A 15,433-nucleotide genomic window follows, 5' to 3' on the forward strand; every position below is an offset into this window, starting at 1 on the left:
CGTCGTTATGCAGCTGCGCGTTGCTCAGCGGTCCAGGTGTTGGCCTGGAAAGCCGCGTCAACCGGGGTGTGAGCCACATGGTTGGTGTAGTTCGAAATCACCTTGAGGCTGGTGCCGACAATCACTTCCAGAAGGTTGCCCTTGGTGTAACCAGCGGCGAGGAACGCTTCGATCTGCGCATCTTCAAGATAGCCGCGCTGAGTGTTCACTTGCGCTGCGAAAACACGCAGAGCCTCAAGCTTAGGATCAGCCAGTTCGGTGCCGTCACGCAGGGCTTCGATCACATCAGCAGAAACGCCCTGCATCGAGGAAATGGTGGTGTGAGCCGCCATGCAATATTCGCAGCCGTTGAGGCGGTTGTTCGTCATCAGGATGACCTGCTGTTCGGTTGGCGTGAGATCGCTCTTGTCGAAAATTCTGCCCAGCGTGATGTAGGCATCAACCGCCGTTGGTGCCTCGGCCAAAGTGGCCATCAGATTGGGCACAAAGCCATATGTTTTCTGAGCGCCAGCGAGCAATTCCTTGCTGCCTTCTGGAGCGGTTTCTTGAGTGTGCTGTGTAAAGTTAGTCATTGTATTCAGTTTCCTTTTTGAGGGGCTTTCTTCAGGGGGAAGGAGGTTAGTTGTTGGAGTGGGAATCGTAGACTTTGCCGCTGATCTTCCACTGATCGTCACGCTTGTAGAGGACGAAAAAGTCGGTGAAGCGCAGGCCGACCCAGTTGATGAATTCAACCTTTGCCGCTGCCGCTGGGCCAGAGATATCGATCCATGCGATCCGGCTCTGCACGTCTGGCGATGCGCCGATTTTGGATACTTCTGCGGCAAAGGCATCGGCATCTGGTGTCGAAAATTCGCCGCCAATGGAGCCGACGATATTGGCATGGTCGTAGAAGGCCGAACGGCTGAGTTCGCCGTCACCTGTTTTGGCCGCTTTGATATAGGGCAGCAGCGCAGTAGCGACGGCTTCGTAATCCGCAAAGCTAGCGATTTCTTCTGGGTTGGTGACTTTAGGTGCTGGGGCGTTGGACATGATCTGGGGTCTTTCAATAATGAAGCGTTGATGCCTCTGGGGGGATGGTGAGCCGCGCGGCACCTGAGGCGCCGAGAAACTCTATGGAGCTTAGTAAAGAGCGTCTATCTATATATAAATAGTCACCATGAAGAAAAAGGTTCTCATTCTTTGAGATACCCTTTGAGGGCCTTCGAAATTACGTCGGCATCGCCGGTAAGGCGGGCGATGAGGAGCGATCCTTCCAGTGTGCTGAGAAAGCCGATGGCGAGCTCGTCAGCGTTTTCTCGACCTGCGAGTTCAAATTGCTTGCGGAGCCAGGCTTCGAAATCGCGGAAATAGGCCTTGACCAGGCTGGCGACACGCGGGCTGACCGATTGCAGCTCAGCCGCCATCATGCCGCACATGCAAAACTCTTCCTTGGCGAGATAGCCTTTGAAGTAATCGATGGCAGCCTGCAGGCGCCCTTCCGGCGTCTCGTTCGCAGCTTCCATTGCGGCAAAACCTAACGCATGCTGTTCGCGAAGGCGCTCCACCAAGGCCGCAGCGAGATCATCCTTCAGCTTGAAATGGTAATGGATGCTGGCCGTCTTAATGCCGATCTCATTTGCCAAATCGATATAGCTAAAGCCGTTGAACCCGCGCGTCTGGGTAAGGCTTTCTGCAAGGTCGAGAATTTTTGTCTTTGTATCAGTCATAATGCTCATTCTAATCTATATGTATATAGATAAACTTTCAGCGTTGAGAGTCAAGCCCTTACATGTGCAGATTTTATAGAAAACCGACTTGCTAACAGCGACCTATTAGCTTCAACTGATGAAGTCAGAACTTGGTTCAGTCGGGCCAGCAAACGAGCGCTCATAAGCCTCGATCCTGTCAGCCTTTTCGATGTGTGCAGCGATAATGGGTGGCACCGATAGGGTCATCGTTACAATGAACCCAAGAAGTGCGAAAACCAGCGCTTCGCGGTGATGTGACATAGTGAAATTCCTGCGCCGTCCTTGCGGCAATCTGGGAGGGTGAACGAGCGCCTTGCTTGCTAGATCGCTCGTTCACCCAGCCGGGTTTGTTTGGAAGAGTTTCTCTTATTGCGGAGAGCTAGATAACCTCAGCGAGAGTGCGGACGTAGATTTCGTCCTGCGTTGGATAGTCGGAATAGCCCTTCTCATCCCCGTCATAGAGCGTCGTCTCATCGACCTCGTTCAGGACGGAATTATCCCTGAACCGCTCGGTCAAATCGGGATTGGCAATATAGGGCTTAGCCGAAAGAGACAGCGAAGGCGTCACCCGCAATCGCTTCTGAAGCGGCCGCGCTGTCGTAATTGCCATTGGCGATGTAATTGCCGCTGAAATTACGGCGAAGGTCGCTCAGCAATTTGTCTTCGCTTTCGGACACCGGATGGCCTGGAAAGCCTTCGACCACGTGCAGGTAAGCGAGATTGCGGCGCTCCAGCTCATCATAGATATAGCCATAGTTTTCTGCCGCATCTGGATCGGCAAAATCGTTGAATTTGCCGGTTGGAGAGACACGTGCACCTACCCGGCCAGCACCGATCTCTGCGGACACAGCATCGACCACTTCGAGGAACAGGCGGGCGCGATTTTCGGGGCTGCCGCCATATTCATCTTCGCGCTGATTGGTGTGGGCAGAGATGAACTGGTTGAGCAAATAGCCATTGGCGGCGTGCACTTCGACACCGTCAAAGCCCGCATCGATTGCGGTGCGCGCTGCATGAACATAGTCGGCAATCACGTCTTTGATCCCTTGTATATCCAGAGCCTTTGGCAGTGATGCGTTTTCTACGCCGTTTTCGGTGAAGGTGTCAGCCGCCGCCTGAATTGCTGATGGTGCAACGGGCTGCGCGCCGCCTGGCAGCAGCGAGGTGTGGCTGATCCGGCCAACATGCCAGAGCTGCACAACCATCTTGCCGCCATTTGCATGGACCGACCGGGTGATCTTCGCCCAAGCGTCCCTTTGCTGTTCGTTATAGATGCCCGGCGTGTTGATATAGCCTTGACCCATTGGGCTGATTTGTGCGCCCTCGGTGATGATCAAGCCTGCGCCTGCGCGCTGCGTGTAATATTTGATCGCCATTTCGTGCGGGGTACCATCGCCGTGCGCGCGGTTGCGGGTGAGAGGAGCCATGAAAATGCGGTTCTTGACCTGGATGTCGCCAAGGGTTCCGTGTTCAAAAAGATTGGTCATAATAGGGGGTACTTTCTTCGCTTGGTTTGGGAGTGAATAAAAATATCTATATGTAGATAGGTATTGAAATTGTGAGTACAACGTCTTTTGGATTTGCAGTGATTTGGTAGCTTTAGATTTGTTGGAAATAGCGCAGGAGGCAGGCCTTCCGACGCAAACTTGGCTAAGTCTGATCCTGGTTCATTGTCAGAACGATCTTGCCGCTCCGCCCGCCAGCCTCGATCATCTGATGCGCCTTGGCGGCGTCCTCCAGCGGCAGGCTCGCCTCGATATTAGCGGTTAGCAGGCCCTCCTCAGCAAGAGCAGCAAGTCGCGTGAGACGCTCTGCGCTGGGCTGGAGAAACACAAGGTGGATTTCGGCGTTGAAATCCCAACCAGCCATCAGGTTCTGCGGAGTGTCTTGGTCCACAATACTGACCATCCGTCCGCCGGGCGCAAGCAATGGCAGGGAGCGTTCGATTGAATCGCCACCAACCAAATCAAGGATAATATCAAAGCCGCCTTGGTAAGCCTCTTTGAGCGAATCCCACGCGTCGTCTGCGCGGTAATCAATGGCTGTGTCTGCGCCGTTTGCGGTTACAAGTCCCGCCGCATCGCTGCTGCTGGTGGTGACGGCACTTGCGCCAGAAAGGCGAGCGATCTGCAGGGCAAACAGACCAACCCCGCCGGACCCGCCGAGCACTAGGACAAGGTCTCCAGCCTGGATCCGTCCACGCTCAACAAGGCAAACCCATGCTGTGCTGGCCGCGATGGGCATGGCAGCTGCCTCTTCGAAGGAGAGTTTTGCGGGTTTGCGCGCCAGCAATTCGGCTTTTTCTGTGTGGTATTCAGCGTATCCACCTTCGTTATCGAGCACGCGCTCGCTGTAGAAAACTTCATCGCCGATCTCGAAATTGTCGACGCCTTCGCCCAGCGCTTCGATCACTCCGGATAGCTCAACGCCCAATTGATAAGGGCCAGTGACATAGTCGGAGTAATCGCCTCTGCGGGTCTGGATATCGATCGGGTTCACACCTGCGGCGGATACTTTGACCAAGACCTCACCAACACCGGGCTGAGGCTTGGCAATGTCTTGCAAGTTCAGCACCTCGGCGCTTCCGAAGCTGTCAGCTACAATGGCACGCATGGCTTGGGTTCCTTAGTCTTTAAGTGGCCAGGAAAGCGCGAACGCTATGGGCGCAGCTTTCCTGTGAGCGCGGGCTTCACACTGGCGCGCCGCGATCTATTCGGATGGTATCGAACTGGGATGATGCCGGCACCAGCGCCCACCCGCCGCCTCAGGGAGTGAGGCAGGGGAAGACGGCGGCAGGGAGGATGAGCGGCGGATGAGCCGCCCCGAACACTGGTGCCGGATCAATGCAAAGCGTTAGTTCTTCAGAGCCACCTTGATGGTGCCATCGGTACGCTTCAGCATCCGGTCGTAACCTTCGGCCGCATCTGCCAGCGGCAGAATGTCAGTGAAGATAACGCTCGGATCAATCTTACCGGCCTCTACCAGAGGCAGCAGAGTGCGCATGTACGCGGGCACATTCACAACGCCGGTGTGGATGGTGAGATTGCGGAACAGCGAGGCTGAGTAAGGCTGATCAACCGGCGCAAACAAGTGGCCAAAGCCAAGCACGCTGATCTTGCCGCCAGCCTGCGCCATGTCGAGTGTTTGCTGGAGCGAGGCTTGATTGCCAACCGTATCAATGATCGAGAGCGCGCCATACCCGCCGGTCAATTCCTTGACGAATTCAACCGGATCGCCGGTCTTGCCATTGACGGTGTGGGTCGCGCCGGCCTTGTTGCGGCTGAAGTCGAGGCGCCCATCGTGGCGGCCAACGTGGATGACTTGCTCTGGATTGAACAGCTTGCTGCTGGCCAGAACCGCGCTTTGACCAACTGCGCCATCACCAATCACGACAACTGTGCCGCCTTCCTGGATATTGGCGTTCAATGCACCGTGATATCCGGTTGCGAAATTGTCTGCGAGTGGCAATGCGCGGGCATCTTCTGCGCCGGTTGCCAGGCCCTCTGGCAGGGTGAACAATGTGGAGTTTGCGTAAGGGACGCGGACATATTCAGACTGACCGCCCTGAATGTCACTGCCGCCATGCTCGACAAACATGGGTGAACCAAACAGACCGCCATGTTCACACGATGAGTTAAAGTCGCGCTTGCAGAAGTGGCACTCGCCATCAACGAACATTGCTGATGCAACTACGCGGTCACCGACCTTCACATTGGTGACGTCTTTGCCGACCGCCTCGACAACGCCGACAAATTCATGACCAAGGCGCATACCCTGCTCCACGCCAGCTTCTGGACCGTTGTTCACGAAATCCAAGTCAGCGCCGCAAATACCGGCGAGAGTTACGCGAACGATTGCGTCATTGTCTTGAATCAATTGCGGTTCAGGGATGTTGCCAACTCTGACTTGCCCGCGATCGTGATAATAAGTGCCTAACATCGTTTTTAATCCTTCAGTTTGAAGCCCGTACCTGAATTGCAGGCCAAATCTGCGAGCTTCCGAATCTAAAATTAGACAGCAACCGCTGCCTCGCCGAAGCATCTAGGCCTTACCTATCTATATATCAATAGATATTTTGAAGAGGCTTGCAAAAAGTCGATAACCATCTATTTTTTATGCATTAATGCATGCAAAGTCAGAGGCACACACCAAGGTGGAACCCAAGAGCAGTTCTCAAAATTTTTAGAAATTCAGATTGAAATGGCGGAGACGGTGGGATTCGAACCCACGAAAGAGTTGCCCCTTTACACACTTTCCAGGCGTGCGCCTTCGACCACTCGGCCACGTCTCCGCATTCCCATATCCGGGAAAGGGCGCGGATAGACGCAAGCTTGCCCTTTCGCAAGCCGCTTGAAGATGGCAGGCTATCGCCCATGAAAAAACTGCTGCTGACCGCCGCCTGCGCCTTTGCGCTCTCTCTGCCCGCTCACGCGCAAACCGAAGCGCCCGAAGAGCCGGAAGGTGCGCCCTCCCCCAATCAGATTGTTAATGCTGCGCCGCAGGCTGAATGGGTGACGATTGCCCCTGAGGATTTGCTGGTGATGACGCTCGCCCCGGACGCGCAAGGGACCGCGCGCGAGGTGGTGATCCAGCTGATGCCTGCGCCATTTTCCCAAGGCTGGGTCGGAAATATCCGCAAGCTCGCCCGCGCGAAGTGGTATGACGATATTACCGTCAACCGCGTGCAGGACAATTACGTCGTGCAATGGGGCGATCCCAATTATGACAATCCCGAAGGCGAAGGCGAGGCAAAGCCGCTGCCCGAGGGGCTGAACGTGATGGGGGAGGAGGAGTACGCAGCGACGGATATCCTCTCGATTCCCGATCCGCGCGGCCGCCCGCGGATCAACTACACACTTGGCGCTATGATGGTCAGGAATGCCATGATCTCGTCGGGTGACGAATTTCCTATCCCCGCTGAAGGTGTCCCCACCGAGGAGCAACTTGAGGCTATGCGTGAGCACAAGCCGGACATCGGCGACAATTACGGCTCTCTGGCGTCCGTGGTGATGGGTTGGCCAATTACCGGTGAGACGGACCAAAGTGGCAACCGTTTCTGGCCCATCCACTGCTACAGCATGGTCGGCGTGGGACGCGGGTACTCACCCGACACTGGCTCAGGTGCGGAGCTCTACACCGTGATCGGCCATGCGCCGCGTCACCTTGATCGCAACATTGCTCTCGTAGGACGGATCATTTCCGGCATGGAGCATCTCTCCTCGTTGCCGCGCGGCAGCGGCGCTCTGGGCTTCTACACCGCAGAGGAAGCAGACAAACGCACGCCGATCCTGTCGGTTCGCGTCGCATCCGATCTGCCGGACAGTGAGCGTCCCAATTTCGAGTATCTCTCCACCGAAAGCGAGAGCTTCGCGCGGTATGCCGAGGCGCGCGCGAACCGCCGCGATCCGTTCTTTATCGTGCCCTCTGGCGGAGCGGATATCTGCAACATCCCGGTCCCGGTGCGGCCCGTCTCCGCTGGCGAATGAGCGAGGCGCAGCTCACGCAAACAGGCCCGCTGTGGCTGTGGACCGCCTCCAATGGGGTCAGCTGGCACTTTATCACGATTGATGGCGAGGCGGGTGAGACCATTGCGGCCTATGAGGCAATGCGGCGGTTAGAGCTGGGCCGCAAACGCGGCTTTCGCTCGCAAAAGGTCGAGGCCAAGATCGGCGATACGCGGTGGTCAACCTCGTGCTTTCCTAGCGATGATGGCGCCTGGTTGCTGCCGGTGAAGGCCCCGGTTCGCAAAGCTGAGGGATTGGCGGAAGGCGACGAAGTTCGGGTCACCCTGACGCTGATTTAGACGCCGAGTAAGCAATGCTTTGCCCTTCGCGTTCAGCTCTCAATCTTTGGTGTTCAAATCGCTCGCATTGCTGCGCACCGTTTTGAGAAATTCGTCCGCCTTCTCACGCATTGCAACTGCATGCGCACCCAATTCTTCAGCCGATGTCTGCACCTGGGTCGAGGCTGTTCCGGTCATCAACGATGCCTTGTGCAACTGTTCTAACTGCCCTTCAACATTGGACGTGCTGTAGGCCACACTGTCGATATTGCGCGCAAGTTCGCTAGCTGCACGGGACTGCTGCCCCACGGCCTCTGCGATCATGGTTGAGGATTGCTCCAGCTCGTCAATCTGCGCAACAATCGAGGTAAGGTCGCTGACGCTGGAGCCGGTGGAGTTTTGCATCGCGGTGATCTTGGCCGCCACGCTGCTGGTCGCATTGCTGGTCTGGCTGGCGAGCTCTTTCACTTCTGAGGCGACAACCGCAAAGCCGCGTCCCGCCTCGCCGCCGCGCGCCGCCTCAATTGAGGCGTTAAGCGCGAGCAGATTGGTGCGCTGGGCAATGCTCTGGATCAGTTCGGCAATCTCGCCAATCTCATCAGCCGCGCTGGAAAGGTCGGTCATCTTGCTGTTGGCATTCACCACCAGCTCGCTGGCGTCGCGCGCCAGAGAGGCGGATTTCGTTGCCTGGGTGCTGACCTCCGCAATAGATAAAGCGAATTGATCCGTCGCTGCTGCGGCAGCGCTCACATTCTTGGTCGCCTCCAGCATCGCATCGGATGCTTCCAAGGATTGCTGCGACGAGCTTTCTGCAAGGGCTACCATGCTTTGTGAAGTTGTCTTGAGCTGCTCAGCCGCGGCGCCCACTTCCGCAATGACAGCCCCGTTTGACACTTCAAAGCCGTCCGCCAAGCCATGCAGAAGTTCGGTCTTTTCAACCTGCATTTGCTTCGATTGCCCGGCCAGCACCTGTTGCTGAATAAGCTCTCGTTCCGCTGCCTGTGCTCTTTGATCATTGAGCTGCTGCAATTCTTGCGACGCATCACGGAACACGACAAGTGCACGCGCCATATCACCCAATTCGTCGCCACGCTGCTGTCCCGGTATCCAGGTCTCTGAATGGCCGCTAGCGATGCGCTTCGTAGCACTGGTAACCGATCCGATCATGCCAATGATATTGCTCGTAACTTGCCGCCCGCCCCAGATAGCGCCCGCCAGAAGAACAACTCCAGAGATCGCTACAAACCAGACCAAGACAGTGATTTCGCCGATCAGATCAGCAAATTCCACGGCAACAACTTCGACGACCTTATCAAATTCAGAACGCGATGATTGCAGAACACTAGCGGTGCGCTGCTGCAATGCAGCGACTGCAGAAATATTCGTCACCGGCGCGTCCAGATTGGACAGCGAATCTCGAATTGCGCCAATTTCCTCAAGCCGCGCGGTGTTTCCTGCCTGTATAATGTCCGAGAACGGATGGTCATCCTCTGTCAACAAACCATAATTGGTAAACGCCCGATCCAACTCGGTCTGCGCGCTTGCAAAATCCGCCAGATCACGGCTCTCCACAAACCCATTGAGATGAAAACGCGCCTCGCTGAGGGCAGTATTTGCATCTGACATCAGTTCGCTAGTCGACGCCTTGTCACCTTGCGCAATGGCCTCGCTGCCGAGGTAAGAAGCAGAGCCAATAACAAGCGCTAGCAAAGTGATAATAATCACAATATTGCCAAAAATCGCCGCACGGATTTTGGCGACAACCGTGTAGTTATCGAGCCAGCTATCGGCTGCATCAGAGAACTGCGCATCAACATGCGCACCAGTCTCAGCTGGTTCGAAATTGTTGTTCGCCATGTCCATTTGATGCGTACTCCGCGCGGAACCTTTGTGAACTAAGTGCTTACGAGAACGCCATTAAAGAGGGGTAAATGGCCCCTTAACCAAGCCTACTACGTGCCGCTTTAGGCAGCCTGTGCCTTGGCCAGTAATTCGCTATCGGCTGAATCCAGCTCGCTCGCGCTGCGGCGCACATCGCTGAGGAAGCTTGTCGCTTTCTCGCGCAGAGCATCAGCGTGAAGATCGAGCTCGCTGGCAGAGGCCAGAACTTGCGACGAGGCAGAGCCGGTGGCGAGCGATGCCTCGCGCAATTTGCCGAGCTGCGCATCCACTTGCGAGGTGCCACTGGCAACCGTGTCGATATTCCGCGCCAGATCTTCGCCAGAGATTGACTGCTGATCAACAGCGGTCGCGATGACGACAGAGGCGCGTTCAAGCTCATCGATCTGCGTCACCATGGAATTGAGGTCCGCCACGCTCGACTGGGTGGAGCTTTGCATCGCGCTGATCTTCTCAGTCACGCTATTGGTGGCATTGCTGGTCTGGGTTGCCAGCTCTTTGACTTCAGAGGCAACAACGGCAAACCCGCGTCCCGCCTCACCGCCGCGCGCCGCCTCAATCGAGGCGTTGAGCGCCAGCAGATTGGTGCGCTGAGCGATGGTTTGGATCATCTCGACAATGCTGCCAATTTCATCAGCCGCGCTGGAGAGATTGGTCATCTTGTTGTTCGCGGCGGTCACCAGCTCGCTGGCCTCGCGCGCCAGAGCGGCCGATGCGCTGGCCTGCTTGCTGATCTCTGTGATCGACAAGGCAAACTCATCCGTCGCCGCGGCTGCTGCCGTGACATTGCGGGTGGTTGCCTGCATGGAAGTCGAGGCCTCTTGAGATTGCTGAGCGGAGCTTTCAGCAAGCTTCACCATGCTCTCAGAGGTTTCTTTAAGCTGCGCAGAGGCTGCGCCAACGGCGTCGATCACTTCCCCGATTGAAACTTCAAAACCGCCAGCAAGCCGCTCTAACAGCTCGCCTTTATCGGTGCGTAGACGGTTCGATTCCTGCGCGAGGATTTGCTGCTGAGCAAGCTCGCGTTCCGCCGCGCTGGCGCGTTCAGCGGTCAGCTGGCTAAGCTCCAGAGCATCCTGGCGGAACACCGCGAGCGCGCGGGCCATATCGCCAATTTCATCCTCACGCTCTGCATGGAGAATTTCAGTCTGATCCTCGCCGTTTGCAATGCGCTCCATCGCATCGGTGATGCTGCGGATCATGCGCACGACATTGCGAATGATCACGCGGCCGCCAAAGAAGGAAGCGATCACGGTCACTGCGAGCAGCGCCATAAAGCCCAGGATTGTCTTGCCGACCGTGTTCAGCAGATCGCCGGCCTTGCCGCTCACAAACACATGCAGATCGTCAACATAAACGCGCATCTCGGAATAGAGCGAACCTACCTCTTGTTCGATTTCGCGCACAGCAGACGTATCGGCGCCAGCGCCGGGCGCAATCGCATCAATGCGGGCATCGGCATCCTCGATCCGCCCAAGGTACTTCTCAAGCGAAGAGCGAATGTCGCTTGGCATCATTTCGCCGCCATAGTTCAGCGCCGTTCTGATATCTTCAGCCGCATCCTCAAGCTTGTCAGAGGCGCGCTCATATCCGGCCTGCTCGCCGCGTTCCGTCACATCGCGCAGCGAGACATAGGCATCGCCCAGCGCCAATGCGGCATGGCCGCTGCGCACTTCGGCAGAGGCGAGCACGGTTTGCCGTTCGCCTTGATTGCCGATGTAGGCAAAGCCGCTGAGGATGATGAAGGCAACCACCAGCACCATCGCCGCATTGCTGAAAATTGCGATGCGCAGATTGCCGACCAGAGAAAAGCGTTCGAGCCAGCGCTTACGGCGTTCCTCGCCGCCGCTCAGATTCGCGTCGTTGGTGTCCAAATCCTCATCAGAGGCGGGCACAAAATCATGCGCTGAATAGCTCAAAATAGTATCCTCATACCGCCGCTTACGGGCGCGTGTGGTTTCTTACATGAGGAGCAATACGAGGACGGGTTTAAGGAGTGGTAAACGCCTGTTTAACCATCAACTTGGGGTGCGCTGCATAAGCTCAATGCGGTTGCCGAAAGGGTCGCTGGTAAAGAAACGGGAATATCCCTCAACTGGCTTGTCGTCGCGCGTCTCAATGCCCGCTGCCAGCAATTTCGCGCGCAGGCCTGCAAGGTCATCGACCAGCAACGCCGGGTGAGCTTTGCGCGCCGGAGAGAAATCTGGATCAATCCCAATGTGCAGGCTCACTCCGCCTGCCTCAAACCAGCATCCGCTGCTCGAGAGATTGGCAGGTTTTGGCACCTCAAGCATGCCCAGCAGTCCAACAAAAAACGCCCGTGCCTGATCCTCGCCGTGCGGCTGGAATGGCCAGCTGAACGTGATCAATGCCAATTATTGCCACTAAATCCGCTCTGCCTGAGCCACCGCGTCGCTGGCGCGCAGCGCGCTCAATATCCGCGTGAGGTGGGCGAGATCTTGCACCTCTGAATCGATTTCATAGGTGGTGAATGGGTGGTCGAGCTGGACCTGATTGAGGCTGGTCACGTTCGTCTTGTTCTGCGCAAAAATCCCGGCCATTTCCGCCAGAGTTCCGGGACGGTCGTAGAGCGTCACCCTGAGGCGGCCGACCGCGCCGATGGACCGCTTGCCCCAAGACAGATCGAGCCAATCGGCATCGATCCCGCTGGCCAGCTCCAGACAATCAATCGCGTGCACTTCGACCCGTTCATCCTTGCGGCGCAGGCCCACAATCCGGTCGCCGGGCACCGGGTGACAGCAGGTCGCCAGCGTATAGCCGACCTCTGGCGTTAACCCGCGGATCGAGATCACCCGCTCACGCTTGGACCATTCCGCGTCATCTTCAAAATCAGCGGTTGATCCGGGGACCAAAGCCTCCATCACTTCGCGGTCGGTGATTTTGGCCGCACCAATCGCGAACATCAGGTCTTCCGGCTCGTCCATTTCGAGCCGCTTGAGCGCTTCGCGAATGGCCTTCTTGCCGATCCGCGCGGGCACTTTTGCGGCGATCTCATCGAACAATTTGCTGCCTATTGAGGCAACCTCTGCACGTTCTTTGAGGCGCACAGAGCGGCGAATGGAAGCGCGCGCCTTGCCCGTCACCACAAAGCCCAGCCAGGACAGCTGCGGCTCGGCATTCTTGCCTTTGATGATCTCGACCACATCGCCATTGTTCAGCGGAGTGCGCAGCGGCATGTGGCGGCCATTGATCTTCGCGCCGACCGTCTGCGCGCCGAGATCCGTATGCACGGCAAAGGCGAAATCGACCGAGCTTGCGCCCTTGGGCAGCTGGAACAAAGCCCCCTTGGGCGTGAAGGCGAAAATCCGGTCTTGATAGATCGCCATGCGGGTGTGTTCGAGCAGCTCCTCTGCATCGTGGCTGGCATCGACAATCTCGATCAGATCACGCAGCCAGGCGACTTGGCCATCGGCGGAATCGCTTTGTTTATAAGCCCAATGCGCCGCCAACCCGAATTCGTTGCGGCTGTGCATTTCGCGGGTGCGGATTTGCACTTCCACCCGCATGGAATTCTCATACATCAGCGAGGTGTGGAGCGACCGGTACCCGTTCGACTTGGGCGTCGAGATGTAATCCTTGAACCGGCCCGGCAGGAATTGCCACGTGGTGTGCAGCACACCCATCGCGGCATAGCAATCAGTCTCGCTCTCACAAATGACGCGAAACGCCATGATGTCCGTGACTTGCTCAAAGCTGACGTGGCGCTCCGCCATCTTTTTCCAGATTGAATAGGGGTGCTTCTCGCGCCCCATCACCTCAACCTGAAGCCCTGCCTCGGCCAGCACCTGCTTCACCTTCAGCGCGATTGCATCGACCTGCCCGCCATCCTGGCTGCGCAATTGCTCCAGCCGGTTGGTGATGGTCGCAAAGGCCTCTGGCTCCAATTGCTCAAAGGCCAGCGCCTGCATCTCGCGCATATATTCATACATGCCGATCCGCTCTGCCAGCGGGGCATAGATATCCATCGTCTCGCGCGCGATCCGGCGGCGCTTCTCTGGCTTCTTGATGAAGTGCAGAGTGCGCATATTGTGCAGCCGGTCCGCCAGCTTTACCAGCAGGACGCGGATATCCTCGCTCATTGCGAGCAGGAATTTGCGCAAGTTCTCCGCCGCCCGCTCGTTCTCAGGCATGGCCTCGATCTTTGACAGCTTGGTCACGCCATCGACCAGCCGCGCCACATCAGCCCCGAAATTCTGCTCTATATCGTCAATCGTTGCTAGCGTGTCTTCAACGGTATCATGCAGCAGTGCGGTGATGATCGTTTCCTGATCCAGCTGCAGATCAGTCATCAAGCTCAGCAACCTCGACCGGGTGCGAGAAATAGGGATCGCCGCTGGCGCGCTTTTGCGTGCCGTGTTTCTGAACGGTGTAGACATAGGCACGGTTGAGCGCTGCCTCATCCGCATTGGGGTCATATTCCTTGACCCGTTCCACCAGTTCATATTGCCTCAGCATAGGTTCCTATGATGCGGTGAAAACGCCCAATATTGCAAAGCAATTCGGCACTTGGGCAATCAAATATCAAACTCTTGAGACCATAAGGCTTCAGCATACGGGGTGGACCGAGGGAATTCGCACATGAGTATTACGGTAAAACTGAGCGCGGCGGCGCTGACATTGGGCGCGCTGGCCGCCGCTGGCTGTCAGAAAGCGCCGATCACACCGGAAAACCGGATGTGCGATTTCAAGACGATCCGCATGAATGTGGGCGTGCCCGTGTCTCGTCCAGCCGATCTGCGTGAGCGCATACCGTCGGCGCTCGCGGCAGAGATTGAGACCAGCCTGCGCGCGCATGACCGGCTGCAATCGGGCGAGAAGGCCAGCCTGCTCTCCCTCTCCGGCGGCAGCGAGCACGGCGCATATGGCGCAGGTATTCTCGCCGGGTGGGGCGGCACAGGCGACCTGCCAGACTTCCAAGTCGTCACCGGGATCAGCACCGGCTCCATCCTCGCCACCTTCGCCTTTGTGAATGACGCGGCGGGCGCGGTCGAAGGCTATACGATCAATTCTGAAAGCGATTTGATCAACGTCTATGCCAAGCCAAAGGACGGCAAGCCGGACTTCGCCAATTACCTGACGCTGATCGAGCATGGCTCGTTCGGCAATCTCGAGCCGCTGCGCGCGCGGCTGCACACATTCATCTCCGATGACGTCATGCAAACGGTGGCGGATCGCTATGCCGCTGGCGCGCGGCTGTATGTGGGGGCAACCGACGCCGATAGCGGCGATGCGGTGGCGTTTGATCTGGGCGATATGGCCACGCGCTATGTGAACACTGCGCCCGATGATGAGGGCAAAGAGACCCTCAAGGATTGCTACATCAGCGCAATCATCGCCAGCTCATCGTCGCCGATCGCTGCCCCGCCCGCCTTCATTGACAACACGATGTATGTCGATGGCGGCCTGCGCTTTGGCCTGTTTGCCGATTCTGTGTTCGAGGCGTTCTTTCGCCGGCAAAACGGGATGACGGACGCCTATGAGCTGGAAGAACTCACCGATCCAGACGCCGAGGACAATGCCCCCTACCCCTCCAATCGCTCGCGCCGGTGGTCTATGCCGTGATTGACGGCACTCTGGAACTGCCCAAGCGCCCCTGCCCCAAGGCCGACAAATCTCTGTGCACCGATGAAAAGCCGCTGGGCGGCAGGGACGGCGCGCATAAGGATTGGAATATCCTCGAACTCGCGCTCGATGCTGAACACATTCTCGTGAACGAGGTATACCGCTTCTCTGCCCTCGCCGTCGAAGCCGATTCCTGCGAGGAAGCGGGCTGTTTCAACTTCCTGCGGATCGAGCCGGACGTGAACGAATTCGTCTATGGCATGCCAGCAGGCGGCGGGTTTGAAGAGTTCTTGACCTGCCCCGAATGGCAACAGGTCGATATCGAAACCGACGACCCGATCGAGTTCCACAAACGCTATATGCGCTGCCTCATCTCTTACGGTGAGGAGAAGGTGAGCGCCGCGGGCTGGGGCAAAAGCTAAGCCATAAGCTCATAAACCCG

Annotated in this window: 14 protein-coding genes, 1 tRNA gene and 1 pseudogene; 4 read left to right on the forward strand and 12 right to left on the reverse strand. The window is 57.2% G+C overall.

Features of this window, described 5'->3' with window-relative positions; genetic code table 11:
* Nucleotides 1-5: 5 nt before the first annotated feature.
* The 8 genes from AC0V6U_RS10135 to AC0V6U_RS10170 all read right to left on the reverse strand — a co-directional run bounded on the left by AC0V6U_RS10135 (nucleotide 6) and on the right by AC0V6U_RS10170 (nucleotide 6,018).
* Nucleotides 6-572: a carboxymuconolactone decarboxylase family protein gene (locus AC0V6U_RS10135; RefSeq protein WP_472643053.1), complete on the reverse strand. Its 567-nt coding sequence runs from the start codon at nucleotides 570-572 to the stop codon at nucleotides 6-8.
* A gap of 46 nt (nucleotides 573-618) precedes the next feature.
* The gene (locus tag AC0V6U_RS10140) at nucleotides 619-1,029 is read right to left on the reverse strand and encodes a nuclear transport factor 2 family protein (protein ID WP_472643054.1); all 411 of its coding nucleotides are present in this window, start codon (nucleotides 1,027-1,029) and stop codon (nucleotides 619-621) included.
* A gap of 143 nt (nucleotides 1,030-1,172) precedes the next feature.
* Nucleotides 1,173-1,706, reverse strand: coding sequence for a TetR/AcrR family transcriptional regulator (locus tag AC0V6U_RS10145; RefSeq protein ID WP_472643055.1), 534 nt, complete (start codon nucleotides 1,704-1,706; stop codon nucleotides 1,173-1,175).
* 400 nt (nucleotides 1,707-2,106) lie between these two features.
* Nucleotides 2,107-2,295 carry a hypothetical protein gene (locus tag AC0V6U_RS10150; protein ID WP_486169456.1) on the reverse strand — a complete coding sequence of 63 codons (189 nt, stop codon included), beginning with the start codon at nucleotides 2,293-2,295 and terminating at the stop codon, nucleotides 2,107-2,109.
* The gene (locus tag AC0V6U_RS10155; protein ID WP_472643057.1) at nucleotides 2,267-3,214 is read right to left on the reverse strand and encodes an alkene reductase; all 948 of its coding nucleotides are present in this window, start codon (nucleotides 3,212-3,214) and stop codon (nucleotides 2,267-2,269) included. Before AC0V6U_RS10155 ends, AC0V6U_RS10150 begins: the two co-directional genes overlap by 29 nt.
* Nucleotides 3,215-3,377: 163 nt before the next feature.
* Entirely contained in the window at nucleotides 3,378-4,340 is a 963-nt protein-coding gene (locus AC0V6U_RS10160; RefSeq protein ID WP_472643058.1) for a quinone oxidoreductase family protein, read from the reverse strand.
* A gap of 240 nt (nucleotides 4,341-4,580) precedes the next feature.
* Nucleotides 4,581-5,666: a zinc-dependent alcohol dehydrogenase gene (locus tag AC0V6U_RS10165; protein ID WP_472643059.1), complete on the reverse strand. Its 1,086-nt coding sequence runs from the start codon at nucleotides 5,664-5,666 to the stop codon at nucleotides 4,581-4,583.
* Between the two features lie 262 nt (nucleotides 5,667-5,928).
* Nucleotides 5,929-6,018: transfer RNA gene (locus AC0V6U_RS10170), tRNA-Ser, on the reverse strand.
* An 82-nt stretch (nucleotides 6,019-6,100) separates the two neighbouring features.
* Between AC0V6U_RS10170 and AC0V6U_RS10175 the strand changes: the two genes are divergently transcribed.
* Both AC0V6U_RS10175 and AC0V6U_RS10180 read left to right on the forward strand, forming a co-directional pair.
* Nucleotides 6,101-7,213: a peptidylprolyl isomerase gene (locus AC0V6U_RS10175; RefSeq protein WP_472643060.1), complete on the forward strand. Its 1,113-nt coding sequence runs from the start codon at nucleotides 6,101-6,103 to the stop codon at nucleotides 7,211-7,213.
* Entirely contained in the window at nucleotides 7,210-7,530 is a 321-nt protein-coding gene (locus AC0V6U_RS10180; RefSeq protein WP_472643061.1) for a DUF1905 domain-containing protein, read from the forward strand. The genes AC0V6U_RS10175 and AC0V6U_RS10180 overlap by 4 nt, the downstream gene beginning before the upstream one ends.
* A 39-nt stretch (nucleotides 7,531-7,569) precedes the next feature.
* On the opposite strand, the gene AC0V6U_RS10185 is transcribed toward AC0V6U_RS10180, so the two are convergent.
* From AC0V6U_RS10185 to AC0V6U_RS10200, 4 genes and pseudogenes are all read right to left on the reverse strand, one after another.
* A complete protein-coding gene (locus tag AC0V6U_RS10185) occupies nucleotides 7,570-9,372 on the reverse strand; it encodes a methyl-accepting chemotaxis protein (RefSeq protein ID WP_472643062.1) in 1,803 nt (600 codons plus the stop codon).
* 101 nt (nucleotides 9,373-9,473) lie between these two features.
* Nucleotides 9,474-11,327, reverse strand: a complete 1,854-nt coding sequence (locus AC0V6U_RS10190; RefSeq protein ID WP_472643063.1) for a methyl-accepting chemotaxis protein — start codon at nucleotides 11,325-11,327, stop codon at nucleotides 9,474-9,476.
* Between the two features lie 99 nt (nucleotides 11,328-11,426).
* Entirely contained in the window at nucleotides 11,427-11,783 is a 357-nt protein-coding gene (locus AC0V6U_RS10195; RefSeq protein WP_472643064.1) for a VOC family protein, read from the reverse strand.
* A 9-nt stretch (nucleotides 11,784-11,792) separates the two neighbouring features.
* A pseudogene (locus AC0V6U_RS10200) lies at nucleotides 11,793-13,884 on the reverse strand (RelA/SpoT family protein).
* A gap of 123 nt (nucleotides 13,885-14,007) precedes the next feature.
* Here AC0V6U_RS10200 and AC0V6U_RS10205 point away from each other — a divergent pair.
* A complete protein-coding gene (locus AC0V6U_RS10205; protein ID WP_472643065.1) occupies nucleotides 14,008-14,991 on the forward strand; it encodes a patatin-like phospholipase family protein in 984 nt (327 codons plus the stop codon).
* The gene (locus AC0V6U_RS10210) at nucleotides 14,988-15,413 is read left to right on the forward strand and encodes a hypothetical protein (protein WP_472643066.1); all 426 of its coding nucleotides are present in this window, start codon (nucleotides 14,988-14,990) and stop codon (nucleotides 15,411-15,413) included. Before AC0V6U_RS10205 ends, AC0V6U_RS10210 begins: the two co-directional genes overlap by 4 nt.
* The last annotated feature ends 20 nt before the right edge of the window (nucleotides 15,414-15,433 follow it).

The organism is Erythrobacter sp. W36 (assembly GCF_057364935.1).

Bases quoted from the DNA above. Each gene is read 5' to 3' on its own strand.
- AC0V6U_RS10175 (WP_472643060.1), top strand. From the start codon at position 6,101: ATGAAAAAACTGCTGCTGACCGCCGCCTGCGCCTTTGCGCTCTCTCTG.
- AC0V6U_RS10185 (WP_472643062.1), bottom strand. From the start codon at position 9,372: ATGGACATGGCGAACAACAATTTCGAACCAGCTGAGACTGGTGCGCAT.
- AC0V6U_RS10135 (WP_472643053.1), bottom strand. From the start codon at position 572: ATGACTAACTTTACACAGCACACTCAAGAAACCGCTCCAGAAGGCAGC.
- AC0V6U_RS10165 (WP_472643059.1), bottom strand. From the start codon at position 5,666: ATGTTAGGCACTTATTATCACGATCGCGGGCAAGTCAGAGTTGGCAAC.
- AC0V6U_RS10205 (WP_472643065.1), top strand. From the start codon at position 14,008: ATGAGTATTACGGTAAAACTGAGCGCGGCGGCGCTGACATTGGGCGCG.
- AC0V6U_RS10155 (WP_472643057.1), bottom strand. From the start codon at position 3,214: ATGACCAATCTTTTTGAACACGGAACCCTTGGCGACATCCAGGTCAAG.
- AC0V6U_RS10145 (WP_472643055.1), bottom strand. From the start codon at position 1,706: ATGACTGATACAAAGACAAAAATTCTCGACCTTGCAGAAAGCCTTACC.
- AC0V6U_RS10180 (WP_472643061.1), top strand. From the start codon at position 7,210: ATGAGCGAGGCGCAGCTCACGCAAACAGGCCCGCTGTGGCTGTGGACC.
- AC0V6U_RS10140 (WP_472643054.1), bottom strand. From the start codon at position 1,029: ATGTCCAACGCCCCAGCACCTAAAGTCACCAACCCAGAAGAAATCGCT.
- AC0V6U_RS10160 (WP_472643058.1), bottom strand. From the start codon at position 4,340: ATGCGTGCCATTGTAGCTGACAGCTTCGGAAGCGCCGAGGTGCTGAAC.